The 18,011-nt window shown below is 39.6% G+C and carries 15 protein-coding genes; 12 read left to right on the plus strand and 3 right to left on the minus strand.

Annotated features, from left to right (window positions below; genetic code table 11):
• Positions 1–29: 29 nt before the first annotated feature.
• From metK to truB, 8 genes are all read left to right on the plus strand, one after another.
• Complete coding sequence (metK, locus tag MCS_RS02800) at positions 30–1,298, plus strand: methionine adenosyltransferase (RefSeq protein WP_004855441.1); 1,269 nt, start codon at positions 30–32, stop codon at positions 1,296–1,298.
• Entirely contained in the window at positions 1,295–1,996 is a 702-nt protein-coding gene (locus MCS_RS02805; RefSeq protein WP_004855443.1) for a tRNA (guanine(46)-N(7))-methyltransferase TrmB, read from the plus strand. Before metK ends, MCS_RS02805 begins: the two co-directional genes overlap by 4 nt.
• A gap of 129 nt (positions 1,997–2,125) precedes the next feature.
• Positions 2,126–2,776 carry a ribosome maturation factor RimP gene (gene rimP / locus MCS_RS02810; RefSeq protein WP_035451968.1) on the plus strand — a complete coding sequence of 217 codons (651 nt, stop codon included), beginning with the start codon at positions 2,126–2,128 and terminating at the stop codon, positions 2,774–2,776.
• Between the two features lie 50 nt (positions 2,777–2,826).
• Entirely contained in the window at positions 2,827–4,440 is a 1,614-nt protein-coding gene (gene nusA / locus MCS_RS02815) for a transcription termination factor NusA (protein WP_004855447.1), read from the plus strand.
• Positions 4,441–5,076 (plus strand): RNA-binding protein, encoded by a 636-nt coding sequence (locus MCS_RS02820; protein WP_004855449.1) that lies wholly within the window; start codon positions 4,441–4,443, stop codon positions 5,074–5,076.
• Complete coding sequence (gene infB, locus MCS_RS02825; RefSeq protein ID WP_004855452.1) at positions 5,073–7,598, plus strand: translation initiation factor IF-2; 2,526 nt, start codon at positions 5,073–5,075, stop codon at positions 7,596–7,598. Before MCS_RS02820 ends, infB begins: the two co-directional genes overlap by 4 nt.
• A gap of 59 nt (positions 7,599–7,657) precedes the next feature.
• On the plus strand, positions 7,658–8,065 hold the full coding sequence (gene rbfA / locus MCS_RS02830) for a 30S ribosome-binding factor RbfA (RefSeq protein ID WP_004855453.1): 408 nt from the start codon (positions 7,658–7,660) through the stop codon (positions 8,063–8,065).
• A gap of 3 nt (positions 8,066–8,068) precedes the next feature.
• Positions 8,069–9,034: a tRNA pseudouridine(55) synthase TruB gene (gene truB, locus MCS_RS02835; protein WP_004855456.1), complete on the plus strand. Its 966-nt coding sequence runs from the start codon at positions 8,069–8,071 to the stop codon at positions 9,032–9,034.
• Positions 9,035–9,065: 31 nt separating this feature from the next.
• Here the strand turns inward: truB and MCS_RS02840 are convergent, their stop codons facing one another.
• Entirely contained in the window at positions 9,066–10,694 is a 1,629-nt protein-coding gene (locus MCS_RS02840) for an MFS transporter (protein ID WP_004855457.1), read from the minus strand.
• A 319-nt stretch (positions 10,695–11,013) separates the two neighbouring features.
• On the opposite strand from MCS_RS02840, the gene rpsO reads away from it, so the two are divergent.
• From rpsO to MCS_RS02855, 3 genes are all read left to right on the plus strand, one after another.
• Positions 11,014–11,283, plus strand: coding sequence for a 30S ribosomal protein S15 (gene rpsO / locus MCS_RS02845; RefSeq protein ID WP_004855461.1), 270 nt, complete (start codon positions 11,014–11,016; stop codon positions 11,281–11,283).
• Positions 11,284–11,547: 264 nt separating this feature from the next.
• On the plus strand, positions 11,548–13,752 hold the full coding sequence (gene pnp / locus MCS_RS02850; RefSeq protein ID WP_004855463.1) for a polyribonucleotide nucleotidyltransferase: 2,205 nt from the start codon (positions 11,548–11,550) through the stop codon (positions 13,750–13,752).
• Between the two features lie 73 nt (positions 13,753–13,825).
• Entirely contained in the window at positions 13,826–14,824 is a 999-nt protein-coding gene (locus tag MCS_RS02855; RefSeq protein ID WP_004855464.1) for a class I SAM-dependent methyltransferase, read from the plus strand.
• 18 nt (positions 14,825–14,842) lie between these two features.
• Here the strand turns inward: MCS_RS02855 and hslU are convergent, their stop codons facing one another.
• The gene (gene hslU, locus MCS_RS02860) at positions 14,843–16,153 is read right to left on the minus strand and encodes an ATP-dependent protease ATPase subunit HslU (RefSeq protein WP_004855465.1); all 1,311 of its coding nucleotides are present in this window, start codon (positions 16,151–16,153) and stop codon (positions 14,843–14,845) included.
• Complete coding sequence (gene hslV / locus MCS_RS02865; RefSeq protein WP_004855466.1) at positions 16,154–16,735, minus strand: ATP-dependent protease subunit HslV; 582 nt, start codon at positions 16,733–16,735, stop codon at positions 16,154–16,156.
• Positions 16,736–16,938: 203 nt separating this feature from the next.
• Between hslV and MCS_RS02870 the strand changes: the two genes are divergently transcribed.
• Positions 16,939–17,928: an asparaginase gene (locus MCS_RS02870; RefSeq protein WP_004855467.1), complete on the plus strand. Its 990-nt coding sequence runs from the start codon at positions 16,939–16,941 to the stop codon at positions 17,926–17,928.
• Positions 17,929–18,011: the final 83 nt, after the last annotated feature.

Raw genomic sequence — 18,011 nt, forward strand, 5'->3', positions numbered from 1 at the left:
GTATTAGTTTTCTTTTTGAAGGAGTTCCTATGCCGCATCAAGATTATCTTTTTACAAGTGAGTCGGTATCAGAAGGACATCCTGATAAAATTTGTGACCGTATTTCTGATGAAATCGTTGACATGATCTATAGGGAAGCGCAAAAAACTGGCACTAACCCTTGGTTGATACGAATTGCTTGTGAAACTTTAGTCAGTGTGAACCGCGTTATTATTGCTGGTGAAGTACGTGTTCCTGATACACTCTTAAAAAGAAATAAAAATAAAGAGTTTATCTACGATGAAAGAGGATTTCCATGCATTAATCCTTCTCCTTTTCGTGCAGTAGCACGCCGTGCTATTCGTGAAATTGGCTATAAACAAGTAGGATTCCATTGGAAAACTGTTAAAATTGATGTTCTTTTGCGTCCTCAATCAGCAGATATTGCACGAGGAGTTGATTGCGCTATAGATAGGCACGGTGAAGAAGGGGCTGGAGATCAAGGTATCATGTTTGGGTATGCTTGCCGTGAAACATCAGATCTCATGCCTGCGCCGATTTATTATGCCCATAAAATTTTAAAACTTCTTGCCGAAGCGCGCCATAAAGAAGAAGGAGAAACGGGAAAATTAGGACCAGATGCAAAAAGTCAAATAACAATACGGTATAAAAATGGAAAACCTATAGAGGTTACATCTATTGTTCTTTCGACACAGCATTTAGATGAAAGTTGGGATTCAAATAAAGTACGCAAAGTGGTTGAGCCTTATATTCGTCAAGCTTTGCATGATATTCCTATTTCTGATCAATGCAGTTGGTACATTAATCCAACAGGAAAATTTGTTATTGGTGGTCCTCAATGTGATGCAGGACTTACAGGACGCAAAATCATTGTTGATACTTATGGAGGTGCAGCCCCCCATGGTGGAGGGGCTTTTTCAGGTAAAGATACAACAAAAGTCGATCGTTCTGCCGCTTATGCCGCTCGCTATCTGGCTAAAAACATAGTAGCAGCTGATTTAGCAGACCGATGCACCATTCAACTCTCTTATGCCATTGGTGTTGCACAACCCTTATCCATTTATCTTAATCTCCATGGAACAGGAAAAGTCGATGAAAATATTCTCGAAGCTGCAATTCGCAAAATAATGGATCTTTCACCATCAGGTATTCGAAAACATCTTGATCTCAACAAACCTATTTACACCAAAACAGCTGCTTATGGACATTTTGGACGTAAACCTAAAGATGATGGTTCGTTTTCATGGGAAAAAACCGATCTCGTTAAAAAGCTTCAAACGATGATTAAAGCATCATGATTGACCATAACACACGGATGAGTAAAGCTTTTTTCGGTCGTCGACAAGGAAAACGTCTCAGTAACAGTCAGCTTACACGTATAAAAATGTTTCTCCCAATTCTGAACATTAATCTAAATAGTCCTGCACCTTTAGATCTTACCTCCTTGTTTTCCAGAAAAGTAAAAGACGTCCGTCTTGAAATTGGCTTTGGTGGAGGTGAGCATTTGCTTTATGAAATGAAACATTTTCCACAAACTGGGTTTATTGGTGTAGAACCCTTTATCAATGGTATGGCAAAAATGTTGATGTCTTTTGAACAGCACAAAGAACACCAAAATCATCTCCGCCTTTACAATGATGATGCCACACGCCTCCTTGATTGGTTACCTAATGCATCCCTTGATGGAATAGATCTCTTTTATCCTGATCCGTGGCCTAAAAAAAAGCATTGGAAAAGGCGCTTCATAAATGTAAAAAATCTTAACCGTTTTGCTCGCGTTCTTAAAACAGGTAAAAAATTACGCTTTGCCAGCGATATAGACAGCTATATAAATTGGACTTTATACCATTGTATACAGCATGACAATTTTGAATGGAAAGCTGAAAATCCTGCAGATTGGAAAAATCCTTATCCACTATGGACAAGCACCCGTTATGAAACAAAAGCTTTACGTGAAGGGCGAGAACCTGTTTATCTTACTTTTATAAAAAAATAAAATGATGCAATGCTTTTCTTATAAACAACTTGAAAAATTTTAATTTTAAGAGTATCACTAGCTAAATTCTTGGTCTTATGATGAGGAGTGGGCTGTATGGACCCGCTCCTTTTTAGTGTCGTAATATTGATGAAAGCAGCTTGGATAAGGTGTATGAGCGAAACTGAAAAAATAAATGATCTTGATGAACCACGTCTGTTTGAAGAAAATGGCGTTGAAGCACAGGTTGCTGCACATATCATACCTTTACTTAAACCTTTAGGTTTTCGCTTGGTGCGCATAAAGCTTCTTGGTTTAAATGGTTTAACACTTCAGATTATGGTTGAACGCGCTGATGGCTCCATGACAATAGAAGATTGTGAAATTGTTAGTCGAACTATTTCTCCTCTTCTTGATGTCCAAAATGTTATTGAACGTAAATATCATTTGGAAGTCTCATCTCCTGGAATTGATCGCCCCTTAGTAAGAAAATCTGATTTTTTTTATTGGCAAGGGCATATTGCAAAAATTGAAACCAACGTAATAATTGATGGGCGTAGAAAATTTCGTGGGACACTTGCAAATATCACACAAGATGGCTTTACTTTAAATACTGATAAGGCTGCCTATGGAGAAAATGTGTATATTCCTATTCTCTTTGAGAATATCGTCGATGCGCACTTGGTGCTTACCGATGAACTTATTCGTGATACGTTTAAAAAAAATAAAGATTTAAATCAACAATCAATTCCTGAAGATATTCCTAACGTCTCAAAAGAGGCACTTAATTACAAAAAATAAATATCACTAGGATCAACGCCCATCGTGTGGCACAAAGAAGGAGAGAAGCGATGGCTACAAGCGCTAACAGGCTTGAAATTCTGCAAATTGCAGATGCTGTTGCACGTGAAAAATCAATTGACCGTGAAATTGTCATTTCTGCGATGGCCGATGCTATTCAAAAGGCAGCACGTTCTCGTTATGGTCAAGAAACCAATATCCGTGCTGAAATTAATACTAAAACAGGTGAAATTAAGTTACAGCGTCTACTGAAAATTGTTGATGTTGTTGAAGATTATACAACTGAAATCACTTTATCCGATGCACTTAAGCGCCAAGCGGACGCAAAAATTGGTGAATTCTTCTACGATCTTTTGCCTCCCATGGATTTTGGACGCATAGCAGCACAATCTGCTAAACAGGTTATTGTACAAAAAGTACGTGATGCAGAACGTGACCAACAATACGAAGAATTTAAAAATAAAATTGGAGAAATTATTTCTGGCACAGTAAAACGCGTAGAATATGGCAATGTTATCGTTGATCTCGGACGCGGTGAAGCTATTGTGCGCCGTGATGAATTAATTCCTCGTGAATCCTTTCGTTATGGAGATCGTATTCGCGCCTTTGTCAATGATGTGCACCGTGAACAACGAGGTCCACAAATTTTTCTTTCACGCACACATCCCCAATTTATGGTAAAACTTTTTACTATGGAAGTGCCAGAAATCTATGACGGTATTATAGAAATTAAATCTGTTGCCCGCGATCCAGGCTCACGTGCTAAAATTGCTGTTGTTTCGCGTGATGGTTCCATTGATCCTGTTGGCGCATGTGTTGGGATGCGAGGGAGTCGTGTTCAAGCTGTCGTTGCAGAATTGCAAGGAGAAAAAATTGATATTATTCCTTGGTCACCTGATGCTGCAACATTTATTGTCAATGCGCTACAACCTGCTGAAGTTTCCAAAGTCGTTCTCGATGAAGATGCAGAACGTATCGAGGTTGTTGTTCCTGATGACCAGCTCAGCCTTGCTATTGGACGACGTGGACAAAATGTCCGTTTAGCTTCGCAATTAACAGGATGGAACATTGATATCTTAACGGAGCAGGAAGAATCTGAAAATCGTCAAAAAGAATTTGCCGAACGCAGTAAATTGTTTATGGAATGCTTAGATGTTGACGAAATGATTGGGCAAGTTATGGCATCAGAAGGGTTTTCTTCTATTGAAGAAATTGCCTATATTGCTCTCGAAGAAATTGCTTCCATTGATGGTTTTGATCATGAAACTGCAGCGGAGATCCAAAGTCGTGCGCGCGAATATCTAGAAAACAAAGAAAAAGAACTTGATGAAACACGTAAAAAACTCGGTGTTTCTGATGAATTGCGTGCACTTCCTGGAATGACAAATGCTATGCTGGTTGCTATTGGTGAAGATGGCGTGAAAACAATGGAGGATTTTGCGGGCTATGCAATTGACGATTTAGCTGGCTGGAAAGAGCGTAAAGACGGGCAAGTACAGAACTTTTCTGGTATTCTAACCCCTTTTGATATCACACGTGCTGATGCAGAAGCTATGGTTTTAGCTGCACGTGTACAAGCAGGTTGGATAAACCAAGCTGATCTTATTACAGAAAATTCTGTAGACGATAAAACAACAGATGATTTGAATGTGGATACACTTTAAATGAATGAACGGACCTGCATTGTGACAAGAAAAAATGTTTCAGCAAACACGCTGATCCGTTTTGTTATTGGTCCCAATAATCAAATTGTTCCTGATCTTAAATCCAATTTGCCTGGACGTGGCGTATGGGTTTCCGCTCATCGCTCTGCCATTGAAAAAGCAATCAAACAAAAAGCTTTTCATAAAAGTTTTAAAACAGATGTTGAGGTCGCACCAGATCTAGCGCATATTGTAGATACACTCCTGCTGAAAGCTGCTCTTGGAAGTCTTTCCATGGCGCGGAAAGCAGGTGCCGTTGTCACGGGAGCAACCAAAGTTGATACTGCTATCCGCTCTGGTCAAGCCATTCTCGTACTTCACGCTAAAGGAGCTACAGAAGATGGGAAACGAAAAATTGCACAAGCAATCTATACAGTACAACAACAAACAAAGCAGGATATAAAAACCATATCTTTATTTACAAGTAATGAAATGAGTATGGCTTTTGGATCTAACCTTGTAGTGCATGCCGCCTTATTAAATGCAAAAGCTACAAAAGGATTTCTCAAAACGATACATAAACTGATTGCCTATCGTGACGACAAGCACAGTAAGCCTGGTGAGATGACGGTACAAGCCGTGAAGGAAATACAATGAGTGAAAATAATAACGATAAGATAACAGTTAAAAGGACATTGACTTTAAAGCGGTCTGTTCTGGAAACAAGTACGGTCAAACAAAATTTTAGCCATGGCCGTACAAAAGCTGTAGTCGTCGAAACCAAGCGACGTAAAATTGCGCGTCCTGATGAAAAAGCTGAAATACAACAGCCGATTACAAAACCACATGTCGCTTCTCAACGCTCTAAACCGCGATTTGAGGAAACAAAGCCAAATGAACCTGTCGCTAAAAATAATCTCTCATCTGCTGAAATGGAAGCGAGACTTCGCGCTTTAGAGGAAGCGCATATACAAGAAAAAATAATGCGTGAACAAGCTGAAGAACAAGTAAGACGTGATAAAGAGCGTGAAGAAAGTTTACGGCAAGAAATTCAAAAAACAGAGGTACATCAAGAGGAAGAAGAAAGTCCACCTGTACAAGATATTTCTCTGCCCTCTGCTCATCCCCTTATAGAACCGATAGATATCCCTATCACACCTAAAAATTCACCTGTAATTGAAAAACGAAAAGCAGATGAAAATAAAGAAGATGAAAGACATAGTAGACGATCTGGCTCTGTTAAATCAGAAGTTCGTGCACCTAAAATTGTGAAAGGTTCTGATGAACGGCGTCGTGGAAAACTTACCCTTCATAGTGCTCTAGACGAAGAAGGTAGCGCACGTGGACGCTCAATGGCTGCAATGCGTCGCAGACAGGAAAAATTTAAACGTGCACAAAACCAAGAACCAAGAGAAAAAATTTCTCGCGAAGTTATTCTTCCTGAAACCATCACCATTCAAGAACTCGCACAGCGTATGACTGAACGCTCTGTTGATGTGATTAAATTTCTGATGAAACAAGGACAAATGATGAAGCCTGGCGATATTATCGATGCAGATGTTGCCGAACTTATCGCCGTTGAATTTGGTCACACCGTTAAACGCGTACTAGAATCTGATGTAGAAGAAGGCATTTTTAATATCAGTGATAATCCTCAAGAAATGCAATCACGTCCACCAGTGGTAACAATTATGGGCCATGTCGACCACGGAAAAACTTCTCTGCTCGATGCTATTCGAAAAGCAAATGTTGTTTCTGGTGAAGCAGGTGGTATTACACAACATATTGGGGCCTACCAAGTAGAGCAAAATGGTCAAAAAATCACTTTTATTGATACACCAGGACATGCTGCCTTCACCGCTATGCGCGCTCGTGGAGCACGTGTCACGGATATCGCCGTTCTAGTTGTAGCTGCTGATGATAGTGTCATGCCACAAACAATTGAATCAATCAATCATGCCAAAGCAGCTGGTGTACCTATTATTGTTGCAATCAATAAAATTGATAAACCAGCTGCTGATGCGCAAAAAGTACGTACAGAACTTCTGCAACATGAAGTATTTGTTGAAACCATGGGAGGAGAAACCCTGGAAGTCGAAGTTTCTGCTAAAACCGGTCATAATCTTGATAAACTTCTAGAGGCCATTCTCCTTCAAGCTGAAATTCTTGATCTGAAAGCAGATCCAAAACGAACCGCAGAAGGTGTTGTCATTGAAGCTAAACTGGACCGAGGACGTGGATCTGTTGCAACAGTACTTGTTCAAAAGGGAACGTTGTATCCTTCTGATATTATCGTTGCCGGCAATGAATGGGGGCGCGTGCGCGCCTTAATTGACGACCATGGTCGTCATATTAAAGAAGCAGTTCCCTCCACACCTATTGAGATTTTGGGGATGCAAGGAACACCACAAGCTGGTGATCGTTTTGCTGTTGTCACACATGAAGCAAAGGCACGAGAAATTTCTGAATATCGTCAGCGATTAGCACGCGATAAAGCTGTAGCACGGCAAACTGGTGCTCGCGGTTCTCTTGAACAAATGATGACCAAACTACAAACCACTGGTGTGAAAGAATTTCCTCTTATTATTAAAGGAGATGTTCAGGGATCAATTGAAGCAATTGCTTCAGCATTAGAAAAACTAGGGAATGAAGAAGTACGTGCACGCATTGTGCATTCTGGTGCTGGAGGTATCACTGAAAGTGATATTTCTCTTGCTGAAGCTTCTAACTCTGCTGTAATTGGCTTTAATGTTCGCGCCAATAAACAAGCGCGTGATTCCGCCAAAACACAAGGAATTGAAATTCGCTATTATAACATCATTTACGATCTTGTTGACGATATAAAAGCTGCCATGTCAGGTTTACTTTCACCAGAACAACGTGAAACTTTCCTTGGTAATGCTGAAATTCTGGAAGTCTTTAACATTACAAAAATCGGAAAAGTTGCCGGATGTCGCGTTACGGAAGGTAAAATAGAACGCGGAGCTGGTGTTCGCCTTATCCGTGACAATATTGTTATTCACGAAGGAAAACTTAAAACACTTAAGCGCTTTAAGGATGAAGTCAACGAAGTTCAAAGTGGTCAAGAATGTGGAATAGCATTCGAAAACTATGAAGACATGCGCGCAGGAGACGTCATTGAAACCTTCCGCATTGAGCATATTAATCGCACATTATAAAATAATCCAATAACTTTATTCTCTGAAAAATGAGAAATTGTGACAAGGGTGAAATTTCGATGAAAAATGCAGGTCCATCACAACGGCAACTCAGAGTAGGAGAACAAGTTCGCCATGCAGTAGCTCATATACTACAGCGTGGTATTTTACTTGATGATCTCTTGAAAAATATAGTGATTTCTGTCTCTGAAGTGCGCATGTCGCCAGATTTGAAAATTGCCACCTGCTTTGTTTCTCCGCTCAATACTCTTCCTGATGCTTCTCGTATTAATGTTGTAAATGTTCTCAATAAACATAGCCGTTTTATTCGTGGAGAAATAAGTCGCGCGTTGCGACAAATGAAATATATGCCTGAACTGCGCTTTCGACTTGATAGCAGTTTTGATAATTTTTCAAAAATTGATGCTTTGCTTCGCTCACCTGAAGTCGCGCGCGATCTTCACCCTAATGATGAACTTGAGGAATAAAGCATGGCACTGCAACGCAAAAAAAAAGGCCGTTCTGTTTCTGGCTGGGTGATATTTGATAAACCAAAGGGAATGAGATCAACAGAAGCTGTCTCGCAAATAAAATGGCTCTTTAATGCGCAAAAAGCAGGTCATGCTGGTACACTTGATCCTCTTGCATCTGGATTACTGCCAATTGCATTAGGTGAAGCAACCAAAACTGTTCCCTATGTTATGAGCGGTACAAAAACTTACCGTTTTCATATAGCTTGGGGAGAAGAGCGCTCAACAGATGATCTAGAAGGTGAAATAACTCAAACATCTTCTAAACGACCCACACAAGAAGAAATACTTGCCCTTCTCCCTCAATATACAGGTGTTATTTCGCAAATGCCTCCACAATTTTCGGCAATTAAAATTGCCGGTAACCGCGCCTATGATCTAGCGCGTGAAGGTGAAGTCATTAAGATTCCGCCACGCCAAGTAAAAATAGAAACTTTCAAATTAATAGAAACTCCTACCAAAGAGTGTGCTGTCTTTGAAATAACATGTGGAAAAGGAACCTATGTACGCTCCTTAGCACGTGATATGGGGCGTGATCTTGGTTGTTATGGGCATATTGCTGATTTAAGACGTACTGCAGTAGAACCTTTTTGTGAAGACGATCTTATTACATGGGATGCGCTAAAAGCAGTCATGCCACCAAAAAACACAACAAATGAAAATGAAATTTCTTTTAAAAGAAATTTCACAGCACTTGATGAAGTCTTAATTGAAACGAGTACCGCAGTAAAATATCTCTCTCGTTATATTCTTAATGAATCCCAGGCCCAGCGAGTCATGATGGGGAATTCAGTACTCTTACATAATCACAATGCCCCTCTTCTTCTTGATGAAGAAGAGATTTGTACCATCTATAAAAATAAACTTCTTGCTATAGGAACTCTTGACAAAAACCTTTTCAAACCAAAGCGGATTTTTACAACTTAATTCATCTTTGCTTAAAGCGAATCTGTCACCTTTAAGGCAACTGATCAGCAGGAGGCTTTAAATGCATCTCCTTGGCATGCGGTATTGTCTGCCGCTCAATCATGCGATGTACTCTTATCCCGTTTGGCATGCGATTTAAGTTACGCAGAAGTTTATTTACCTCTGCATCTGCTTTTGTACGACGATGATTATGACGTAAATAATCTACCCATGTTGGCATATGATACGCTTCTGTCCAATATTCAGGCCTTTCAAGATCACGTAAAAGAACCCATTGACGAGCGCCATCACGTAAACGAATATGGCGACGACGCGTCATCACTTTGAGAAATTCTTCGAGATCGTTTTCATGAATTTGATAATCAATCATAATCATGATTGGACCACTTTGTGCTTTTAAGTCCAGTAAAAGCTCCGGTTCTCTAAAATGATCAAGCGGATCCAAGTCTATCTGAGGAATTTCCTGAATTTTAAACTTTATCCCTGCAAGAGCTCCAAAAATCAAAAATAGAGAGCAAATACTTAAAGCAACCGTTGGAGAATAACCATCAGCAAACGCTCCCCAGATTGCACTTCCAATAGCCATTCCTCCGTAAGATGCTGTTTGATAAAGTGCTAAAGCACGTGCAACAACCCAACGTGGTGTAGAAAGTTGTACAGATGTATTAAACAATGATAACGCTAAAACCCAACATAAACCCGCTGGAAATAAGGCAAGATGGCTAATAATCAACGAACGACTCATTGCCAAAAAAAAGCAAGAAAAGGCAAAACCAACAAATGCACTTACAATAATAGTCTCTGAACGAAAGTAACACCGTATAGATGAATTAATCATACCAGCTATCATCGCTCCTAGACCAAAACAACCGAGCAATGTACCATAAAGAAATGCACTGCCCCCAAGAACTTTGTGTACAACAATTGGCAAAAGTGCTAAAATTGAAATTGCTCCAATACCAAAAAGGAACGCTCTAACCATAATACTGAGAAGATTAGGCGACATAGCAACATAACGCAAACCATCAGAGACTGCGCCTAAAAGCTTCTCTCGTGGCAGTGTATTGCTTTTATAGTCAGATTTCCATAGAAATAATGCACCAATTAAAGGAATATAACTGATCGCATTAAACAAAAAAGCTGTAGCTACACCTAAAGTAGCAATGATGGCACCACCAATAGCCGGACCAATACTTCTCATCAAATTAAAGCCAACGCTATTCAGACTAACAGCAGCAGGAATATTTTCCCTGCGGACAATATCGCCTATTGTTGCTTGCCAAGAAGGATTATAAAAGGCGGTTCCGCACCCAATCAAAAATGTAAAGCATAATAAAAGCCAAGGTGTAAGAAACCCCATATAGGATAGGATAGCCAAACTCATTGATATAACCATCATTATAATCTGCGCATACAACATAATTTGACGCCGATTAAAATTGTCAGCCAATGCTCCTGCCATGAGAGAAAACATAACCAGTGGTAATGTTGTAGCACTTTGGACAAGCCCAACCATGGAATGCGATGAACTGATCAATGCCATTAACCAGCCTGCTCCTACAGCTTGTATAAGCCCACCTAAATTGGAAATGAGAGTGGTCGACCATAAATTTCGAAATACCGAATTACGAAAAAGTCCTAATGTTGAAACGGTCTGCATCTTTTGCCTCCAAATCGGCATTCTATCGCTTCTATTATCATACACACACTATGCGAAACGGAAATTTTTGTATCAAAAAGATGCATAATTCTTTAAAAATTTTTCATAAAATATTATTAACATCAATATTTCGGAATAAAACTCTCTTTTGAGAATATATGCAATATGTTTTCAAGGGCTAGCATTTTAACCTTCTTTCCTATATAAGTGCTGAAGCAAATAGAGTCTCCGTCTCTTCTTGTTTTTTCGCAGACCCTTGCTGAACGACATCTCGGCTATGGGTGACTTTTGTTTCTTCATTTTTTGAAAGGATAATACGATGTCGATTACAGCTGAACGTAAAAAAGCTCTTGTTGCAGAATACGCAAATAAAGCCGGTGATACGGGATCACCAGAAGTACAAGTTGCTGTGCTTTCTGAACGTATTTCTAATTTGACCAATCATTTTAAATTTCACAAAAAGGATAACCATTCCCGCCGTGGTCTTTTGAAGATGGTGTCTCAACGTCGCCGCCTTCTTGATTACCTTAAAGGAATTGACCAAGATCGTTATCAAACACTTATTAAGAAATTAGGTTTGCGTCGCTAACTAAAAGGAAAATAAGTGGATGATCTTCCTAAAAAATTCATCCACCTATTTCAGCTTGCTGTTTTTAGTTAAAACTTTACAAATGGATACGTAACTATCATGAGGCAAAATTGCTATGTGCTTTGCGTTTAAATTGCGATTTATTTTTCTCTTCTCGCACAAAAGCTGAAGTGTCTTGTTGTTCTGTCCATAGCTTTAAAATATGCTACATAAAATCGGAATGTAATCACTTGAGATGTGAACACTGGCTATTAAGGATGAAAAATGTTCAAAACGCATAAGATAGAAATTGAATGGGCTGGTCGGCCACTCACCATCGAGACAGGAAAGATAGCACGGCAAGCTGATGGTGCAGTTATTGCTACCTACGGTGAAACCATTGTTTTAGCAACCGTTGTATCGGCAAAAAGCCCAAAACCAGACCAGGATTTTTTTCCACTTACCGTTAATTATCAAGAAAAATCTTATGCTGTTGGTAAAATACCCGGTGGCTACTTTAAACGTGAAAACCGACCAACCGAAAGTGAAACACTGATTTCACGTTTGATTGATCGTCCAATTCGTCCCCTCTTTGCTGATGGTTATAAAAATGATACCCAAGTAATTGTTTCCGTTATACAGCATGATCTTGAAAATAATCCTGATATCCTTGCGATGATTGCATCTTCTGCCGCATTAACTCTTTCGGGGATTCCTTTCATGGGCCCGATTGCTGGCGCCCGTGTCGGCTACTGTAACGGACAATACATTCTCAATCCTAACATCGATGAAATGCCTGAGTCAAAACTAGATCTTGTTGTTGCTGGAACAGAAAGCGCCGTGTTGATGGTTGAATCAGAAGCTCATGAATTACCTGAAGATATCATGTTAGGTGCAGTTATGTTTGGACATAAAGGTCTTCAACCAGTTATTGATGCCATCATCAAGCTTGCTGAAGTCGCTGCAAAAGATCCACGAGATTTTGTACCGGAAGATCTTTCGGATCTCGAAAAATCTATGTTGGAAATGGCTGAACAGAACATACGAAAAGCCTATACAATTACTGATAAACAAGAACGTTATGCCGCAATTGATGCTCTTAAAACAGAAATTATCAATAAATTTATGCCGGAAACGGAAGAGGACTGCAAATTTACTGCAGATCAAATTGCAACTGTTTTCAAAAAGTTACAAGCAAAAATTGTTCGCTGGAATATTCTTGATACGGGAAAACGTATTGATGGACGCGACCTTTCAACAGTACGTCCAATCCAATCAGAAGTTGGTATTTTACCACGAACACACGGATCTGCGCTCTTTACCCGTGGAGAAACACAGGCAATTGTTGTGGCAACACTTGGAACCGGTGAAGATGAGCAATATATAGACTCCTTAACAGGTATGTATAAGGAAACATTCCTCCTCCATTACAATTTTCCTCCGTTTTCCGTAGGAGAAACAGGGCGCCTCGGTTCTCCTGGTCGTCGCGAAATTGGGCATGGAAAACTGGCATGGCGTGCTCTTCATCCTATGTTACCAACTAAAGAAGCTTTTCCTTATACCATTCGTGCTGTTTCAGAAATCACAGAATCCAATGGTTCTTCTTCAATGGCAACAGTTTGTGGAACTTCACTTGCTCTGATGGATGCTGGTGTTCCTCTCGCACGTCCCGTCGCAGGTATTGCCATGGGCTTGATTAAAGAAAGTGAACGCTTTGCTATTTTATCCGATATTTTAGGTGATGAAGATCATCTTGGAGATATGGATTTTAAAGTAGCAGGAACAGAGAATGGTATTACTGCTCTGCAAATGGATATCAAAATTGATGGTATTACCGAAGAGATTATGAAGATCGCACTTGAGCAAGCCAAAGGTGGTCGAATCCATATTCTCAATCAAATGGCCAAAGCTTTAACCAGTGCACGTACTGAACTCAGCGAATTTTCTCCACGCATTGAAGTTATGAACATTTCTGTTGATAAAATTCGCGATGTTATCGGCTCTGGTGGAAAAGTAATTCGAGAAATCGTTGAACAAACTGGAGCAAAAATCAATATTGAAGATGATGGTACAATTAAAATTGCTTCTGCTGATGCTAAAACCATTGAGGCAGCAAAACGCTGGATTCATTCGATTGTTGATGAACCTGAAGTGGGTGTTATTTATCAAGGAACAGTTGTAAAAACTGCAGAATTCGGTGCATTTGTAAACTTCTTTGGCTCACGCGATGGGCTTGTTCATATCTCTCAACTCGCATCAGAACGCGTCACCAAAACAACAGATGTTGTTAAAGAAGGTGATAAAGTTTGGGTGAAATTAATGGGCTTTGATGAGCGTGGCAAAGTTCGGTTATCGATGAAAATTGTAAATCAACAAACAGGTAAAGAAATTATATGCGATGAGCCAATAAAAACAGAAAAAGAAAAGTGCGCTGATGAAAGAAATAAATCTGAAAATAAGCGCCATCATCGTAAGAAAAGAGAAGAGTAACTTTTCCTGCTTATATCATGAATAAAATGCCGTCCCAATATTGGAATGGCATTTTTCTTTAAAAGAGCGAGATGTGTTATTATTTTTACCTTTTGAAAGTCACAAACTTCCATATCCAAATCCGAACCAATATTGGCTAGGTTTTGGTTTGACGGAAATTCCCGCTCCCAAATGGATACAAAACTTAGAAGTTATAACACCTTGGCGACAAGATTTTTTAAAATTTGCCAAAGCTCAATTGCGTTGCTCTCCTCAAATAAGTCGTACTTTCACCTATGATGGTGCGCTTTTACACTTAAGCAAATACCGCGGTTTCAACCAAAATTGTTTTCTTGATTTATTAGAACGTGTTAAACCTGGTGGATGGATTGTTATTGCTGGAGAAAAAACTGCTGGTGCTGCTTCAATGATGAAATGGGTCAAAACAATTGTTCCCATTACCGATAAGCTGTCCAAAAATCATGGACTTGTATTCTGGCTTCAAGCTCCACAACATATAGATAAACAGAATATTGCGCATTTACGCTCACCACCACTCAGTTTTGAAAATGAATTTCAAACAACTTCTGGTATGTTTTCACATGGTCGTATTGATCCAGGGTCTGCTGCGCTTGCACTGCATATGTGCAAAGTTATTACTGGAAAAACCGCTGATTTTGGTGCTGGATGGGGCTTTCTTTCTTACGTTGCACTTAAAAAAAGTGAAGAACTCACCGCTCTTGATCTCTATGAAGCGGACTACAACGCTTTAGAAGCAGCAAAACAACACCTCAAACACATTACTACTTCTTTTCCGATTCATTTTTATTGGCATGACCTTGTAAATGAACCTATCACAAATTTGTATGACACAATCATTTCAAATCCACCATTTCACACGCAACAAATCACAGATGTCTCATTAGGACAGCAGTTTATTATAAATGCTGCTAAATCTCTAAGGCCAAGCGGCAAACTGCTTCTTGTTGCTAACCGCCACTTGCCCTATGAGACATTGTTAAAAAATATTTTCCGCACGATCTTGATACATGAAGAAACCCGTGGCTTCAAGGTTATCGAAGCACGCCGTTAAATGAAAACATATAAACCCTTAAAGAATGAAACGTGAAAGATCGACATCAGCAGCAAGATCACCTATAGATTTTCTGACATAGGCAGCATCAACCTTAAATGATGTTCCAGCTTTATCAGGCGCAGTAAAAGAAATTTCATCCAAAACACGTTCCATCACTGTTTGCAAACGACGTGCTCCTATGTTTTCAATCCTTGCGTTTAAATCCACGGCAATATCTGCTAAAGCGTCAATTGCATCATCTGTAATTTCTAAATGAACCTCTTCCGTTGCCATTAAAGCAATATATTGCTTAATCAAACTGGCTTCAGGTTCAGTTAGAATGCGTCGTAGATCTTCCCGTGTTAAAGCATTGAGCTCTACACGGATTGGCAAACGACCTTGAAGCTCTGGCAATAAATCAGAAGGCTTGGAAACATGAAATGCACCTGAAGCAATAAAAAGGATATGATCTGTTTTGATTTGCCCATATTTTGTGGCAATTGTCGTTCCTTCAACCAAAGGCAAAAGATCCCTTTGAACGCCCTCACGTGAAATAGCAGCACCTGCTCCACCATCTCGGGTTGCAATTTTATCAATCTCATCGATAAAAACAATTCCATCATTTTCCGTAACACGAAGCGCTTCTTGAACAATTTGATCCTGATCGAGAAGTTTTTCAGATTCATCATCAATGAGTGGCTTAAAAGCATCCTTTACTGTAGTTTTGCGGATCTTCGTACGATTTCCCATTTTGCCAAAAATATCTGACAAATTCATAATACCCATTTGCGCACCAGGCATACCAGGAATATCAAAAGTTGAAGCACCATTGCTGTTATTATCGGCAACTTCAATTTCTATTTCTTTTTCATCCAATTCACCTTCACGCAATTTTTTACGAAAACTATCACGGGTCGCAGGACTTGCTGTCTTACCAACAAGGGCATCTAAAATGCGCTCTTCAGCATTCATATGTGCCTTTACTTTCACCTCATCCCGTTTTTTTTCACGTACAAGAGAAATAGCAATCTCAACAAGATCACGAATAATTTGTTCAACATCACGCCCCACATAACCAACTTCAGTAAATTTGGTCGCTTCCACTTTAACAAAAGGTGCTCCAGCAAGTTTTGCCAATCGGCGCGCTATACCCGTTTTACCAACACCTGTTGGTCCTATCATCAAAATATTTTTTGGCATAACTTCTTCACGCATTGGTCCATCAAGCTGTTGCCTACGCCACCGATTACGCAGTGCAATAGCCACAGAACGTTTGGCATCATTTTGGCCAATAATAAAACGATCGAGTTCAGAAACAGTCTCACGAGGGGAAAATACAACACACATTCAAATAGCTTTCTCTAAAGAAGATAATTCTGCATCCAATGTTTCAATTATGAAATGATCATTGGTGTAAACACAAATTTTAGCGGCAATCTCCATAGCTTTACGGGCAATGATTTCTGCATTCAAATCCATATCCATGAGTGCCCGCGCAGCTGAAAGAGCAAAATTGCCTCCAGATCCAATTGCCATGACTCCGTCTTCTGGTTCTAAGACATCGCCAAGCCCTGTTAAAGCTAAAGTAATTTTCTTATCAGCCACGAGCATCATTGCTTCAAGACGGCGTAAATAGCGATCTGTTCGCCAGTCTTTTGCAAGTTCTACACAAGCACGCATGAGCTGATCAGGATATTGCTCAAGCTTCGTTTCTAATCTTTCCAGCAATGTGAAAGCATCTGCTGTTGCACCTGCAAAACCAGCAATAACTGCTCCGTTCTTTCCAAGACGACGCACTTTTCGTGCATTGCCTTTCATAATCGTCTGTCCAAGTGAGACTTGACCATCACCTGCCATCACGACTTTGCCATCTTTTCGCACAGTAATAATAGTCGTACCATACATTATGTCTGGCTTATGTTCTGCCATAAGGAGACTCCTTAAATGTTAATTCTTTTCATTAAACATAAAATCTAATTACTATTGTCTTATTTAAGAACATATACAGAAAAACACAATGATTAAGCACAATGCAATTTGGTTGAAATCAAAAAAAATGCTATGCATTTTTGGCAACGCAAATTATTGCTAAATAGTTTTTCAAATAGTTTGCGTTTTTTAAAGGAAAAATTATGAAAAAAATAGCAATAGGAACATTAGGAGGAACCATTGCAATGGCTGCTGACAATTTTGGTCAAATGCAGCCGATATTAACCTCAGATTTCCTCATCCAAAGTGTTCCTGACTTAAATAACGTTGCGGATATTCATGCGCAAACACTAACGCAATTACCAAGTGGATCTATATCTTTTAAAATTCTTTTTGAAATCATAGAATGGGCAACACAACAAGTAAAGGCTGGTGCAGAAGGTATTGTTTTAACCCAAGGTACTGATACACTGGAAGAAACAGCTTTTTTTCTTTCCCTTTATTGGGATAAAGCAGAACCACTCATTATAACTGGTGCTATGCGAATACCCTGTGAAGCAGGCGCTGATGGACCGGCTAATGTTTTGGCAGCAACCCGTGTTGCTGCGCATCCACAAAGTCGAAACAGAGGCGTTTTAGTTGTAATGAATGATACTATTCACTCACCGTATTGGGTTCAGAAGAGCCACACTGTCAAAATTGAGACATTTCAGTCAGGTCCAGCGGGTGTTTTAGGCACTCTTTTGGAAGGAAAACCGATTTATTTTAATAATCGAAATTTTTTCCCTACAAAGTTTGATCTTCCCAAAAACTATGATCACCAAGTTGCACTCCTATACTCCTCTTTATCTTCTGATACACAGTTAATGAAATTCTGCCTTGAAAGCGGGCATTATGCTGGACTAGTTATTTCTGGTTTTGGATCAGGACACTGCAGTTTTGAAGAAGCAGATATCGTGCGACAATATACACAAAAAATGCCAATCATTATCGCTAGCCGCGCTTGCACTGGTTCCACAACCCGCACTACTTATGGATATAAAGGTTCAGAAGTCGATATGATTGCTTCTGGTGTCCTCATGTCTGGTTATTTATCAGCAATCAAAGCGCGTTTACTTTTATGGGCTTTTTTGGCACAAGAGTTATCATTGGAACAAATAAAAGCACACTGGAATGACTGGACTCTCAGCTAACCTATAATAATTATTCATTATCTTAATCTTAAAGAAGAGAACATGCAAAACAACCCGCCCTTTCATCCCTCATCATTGCTTAT

The organism is Bartonella doshiae NCTC 12862 = ATCC 700133 (genome assembly GCF_000278155.1).
Taxonomy (GTDB): domain Bacteria; phylum Pseudomonadota; class Alphaproteobacteria; order Rhizobiales; family Rhizobiaceae; genus Bartonella; species Bartonella doshiae.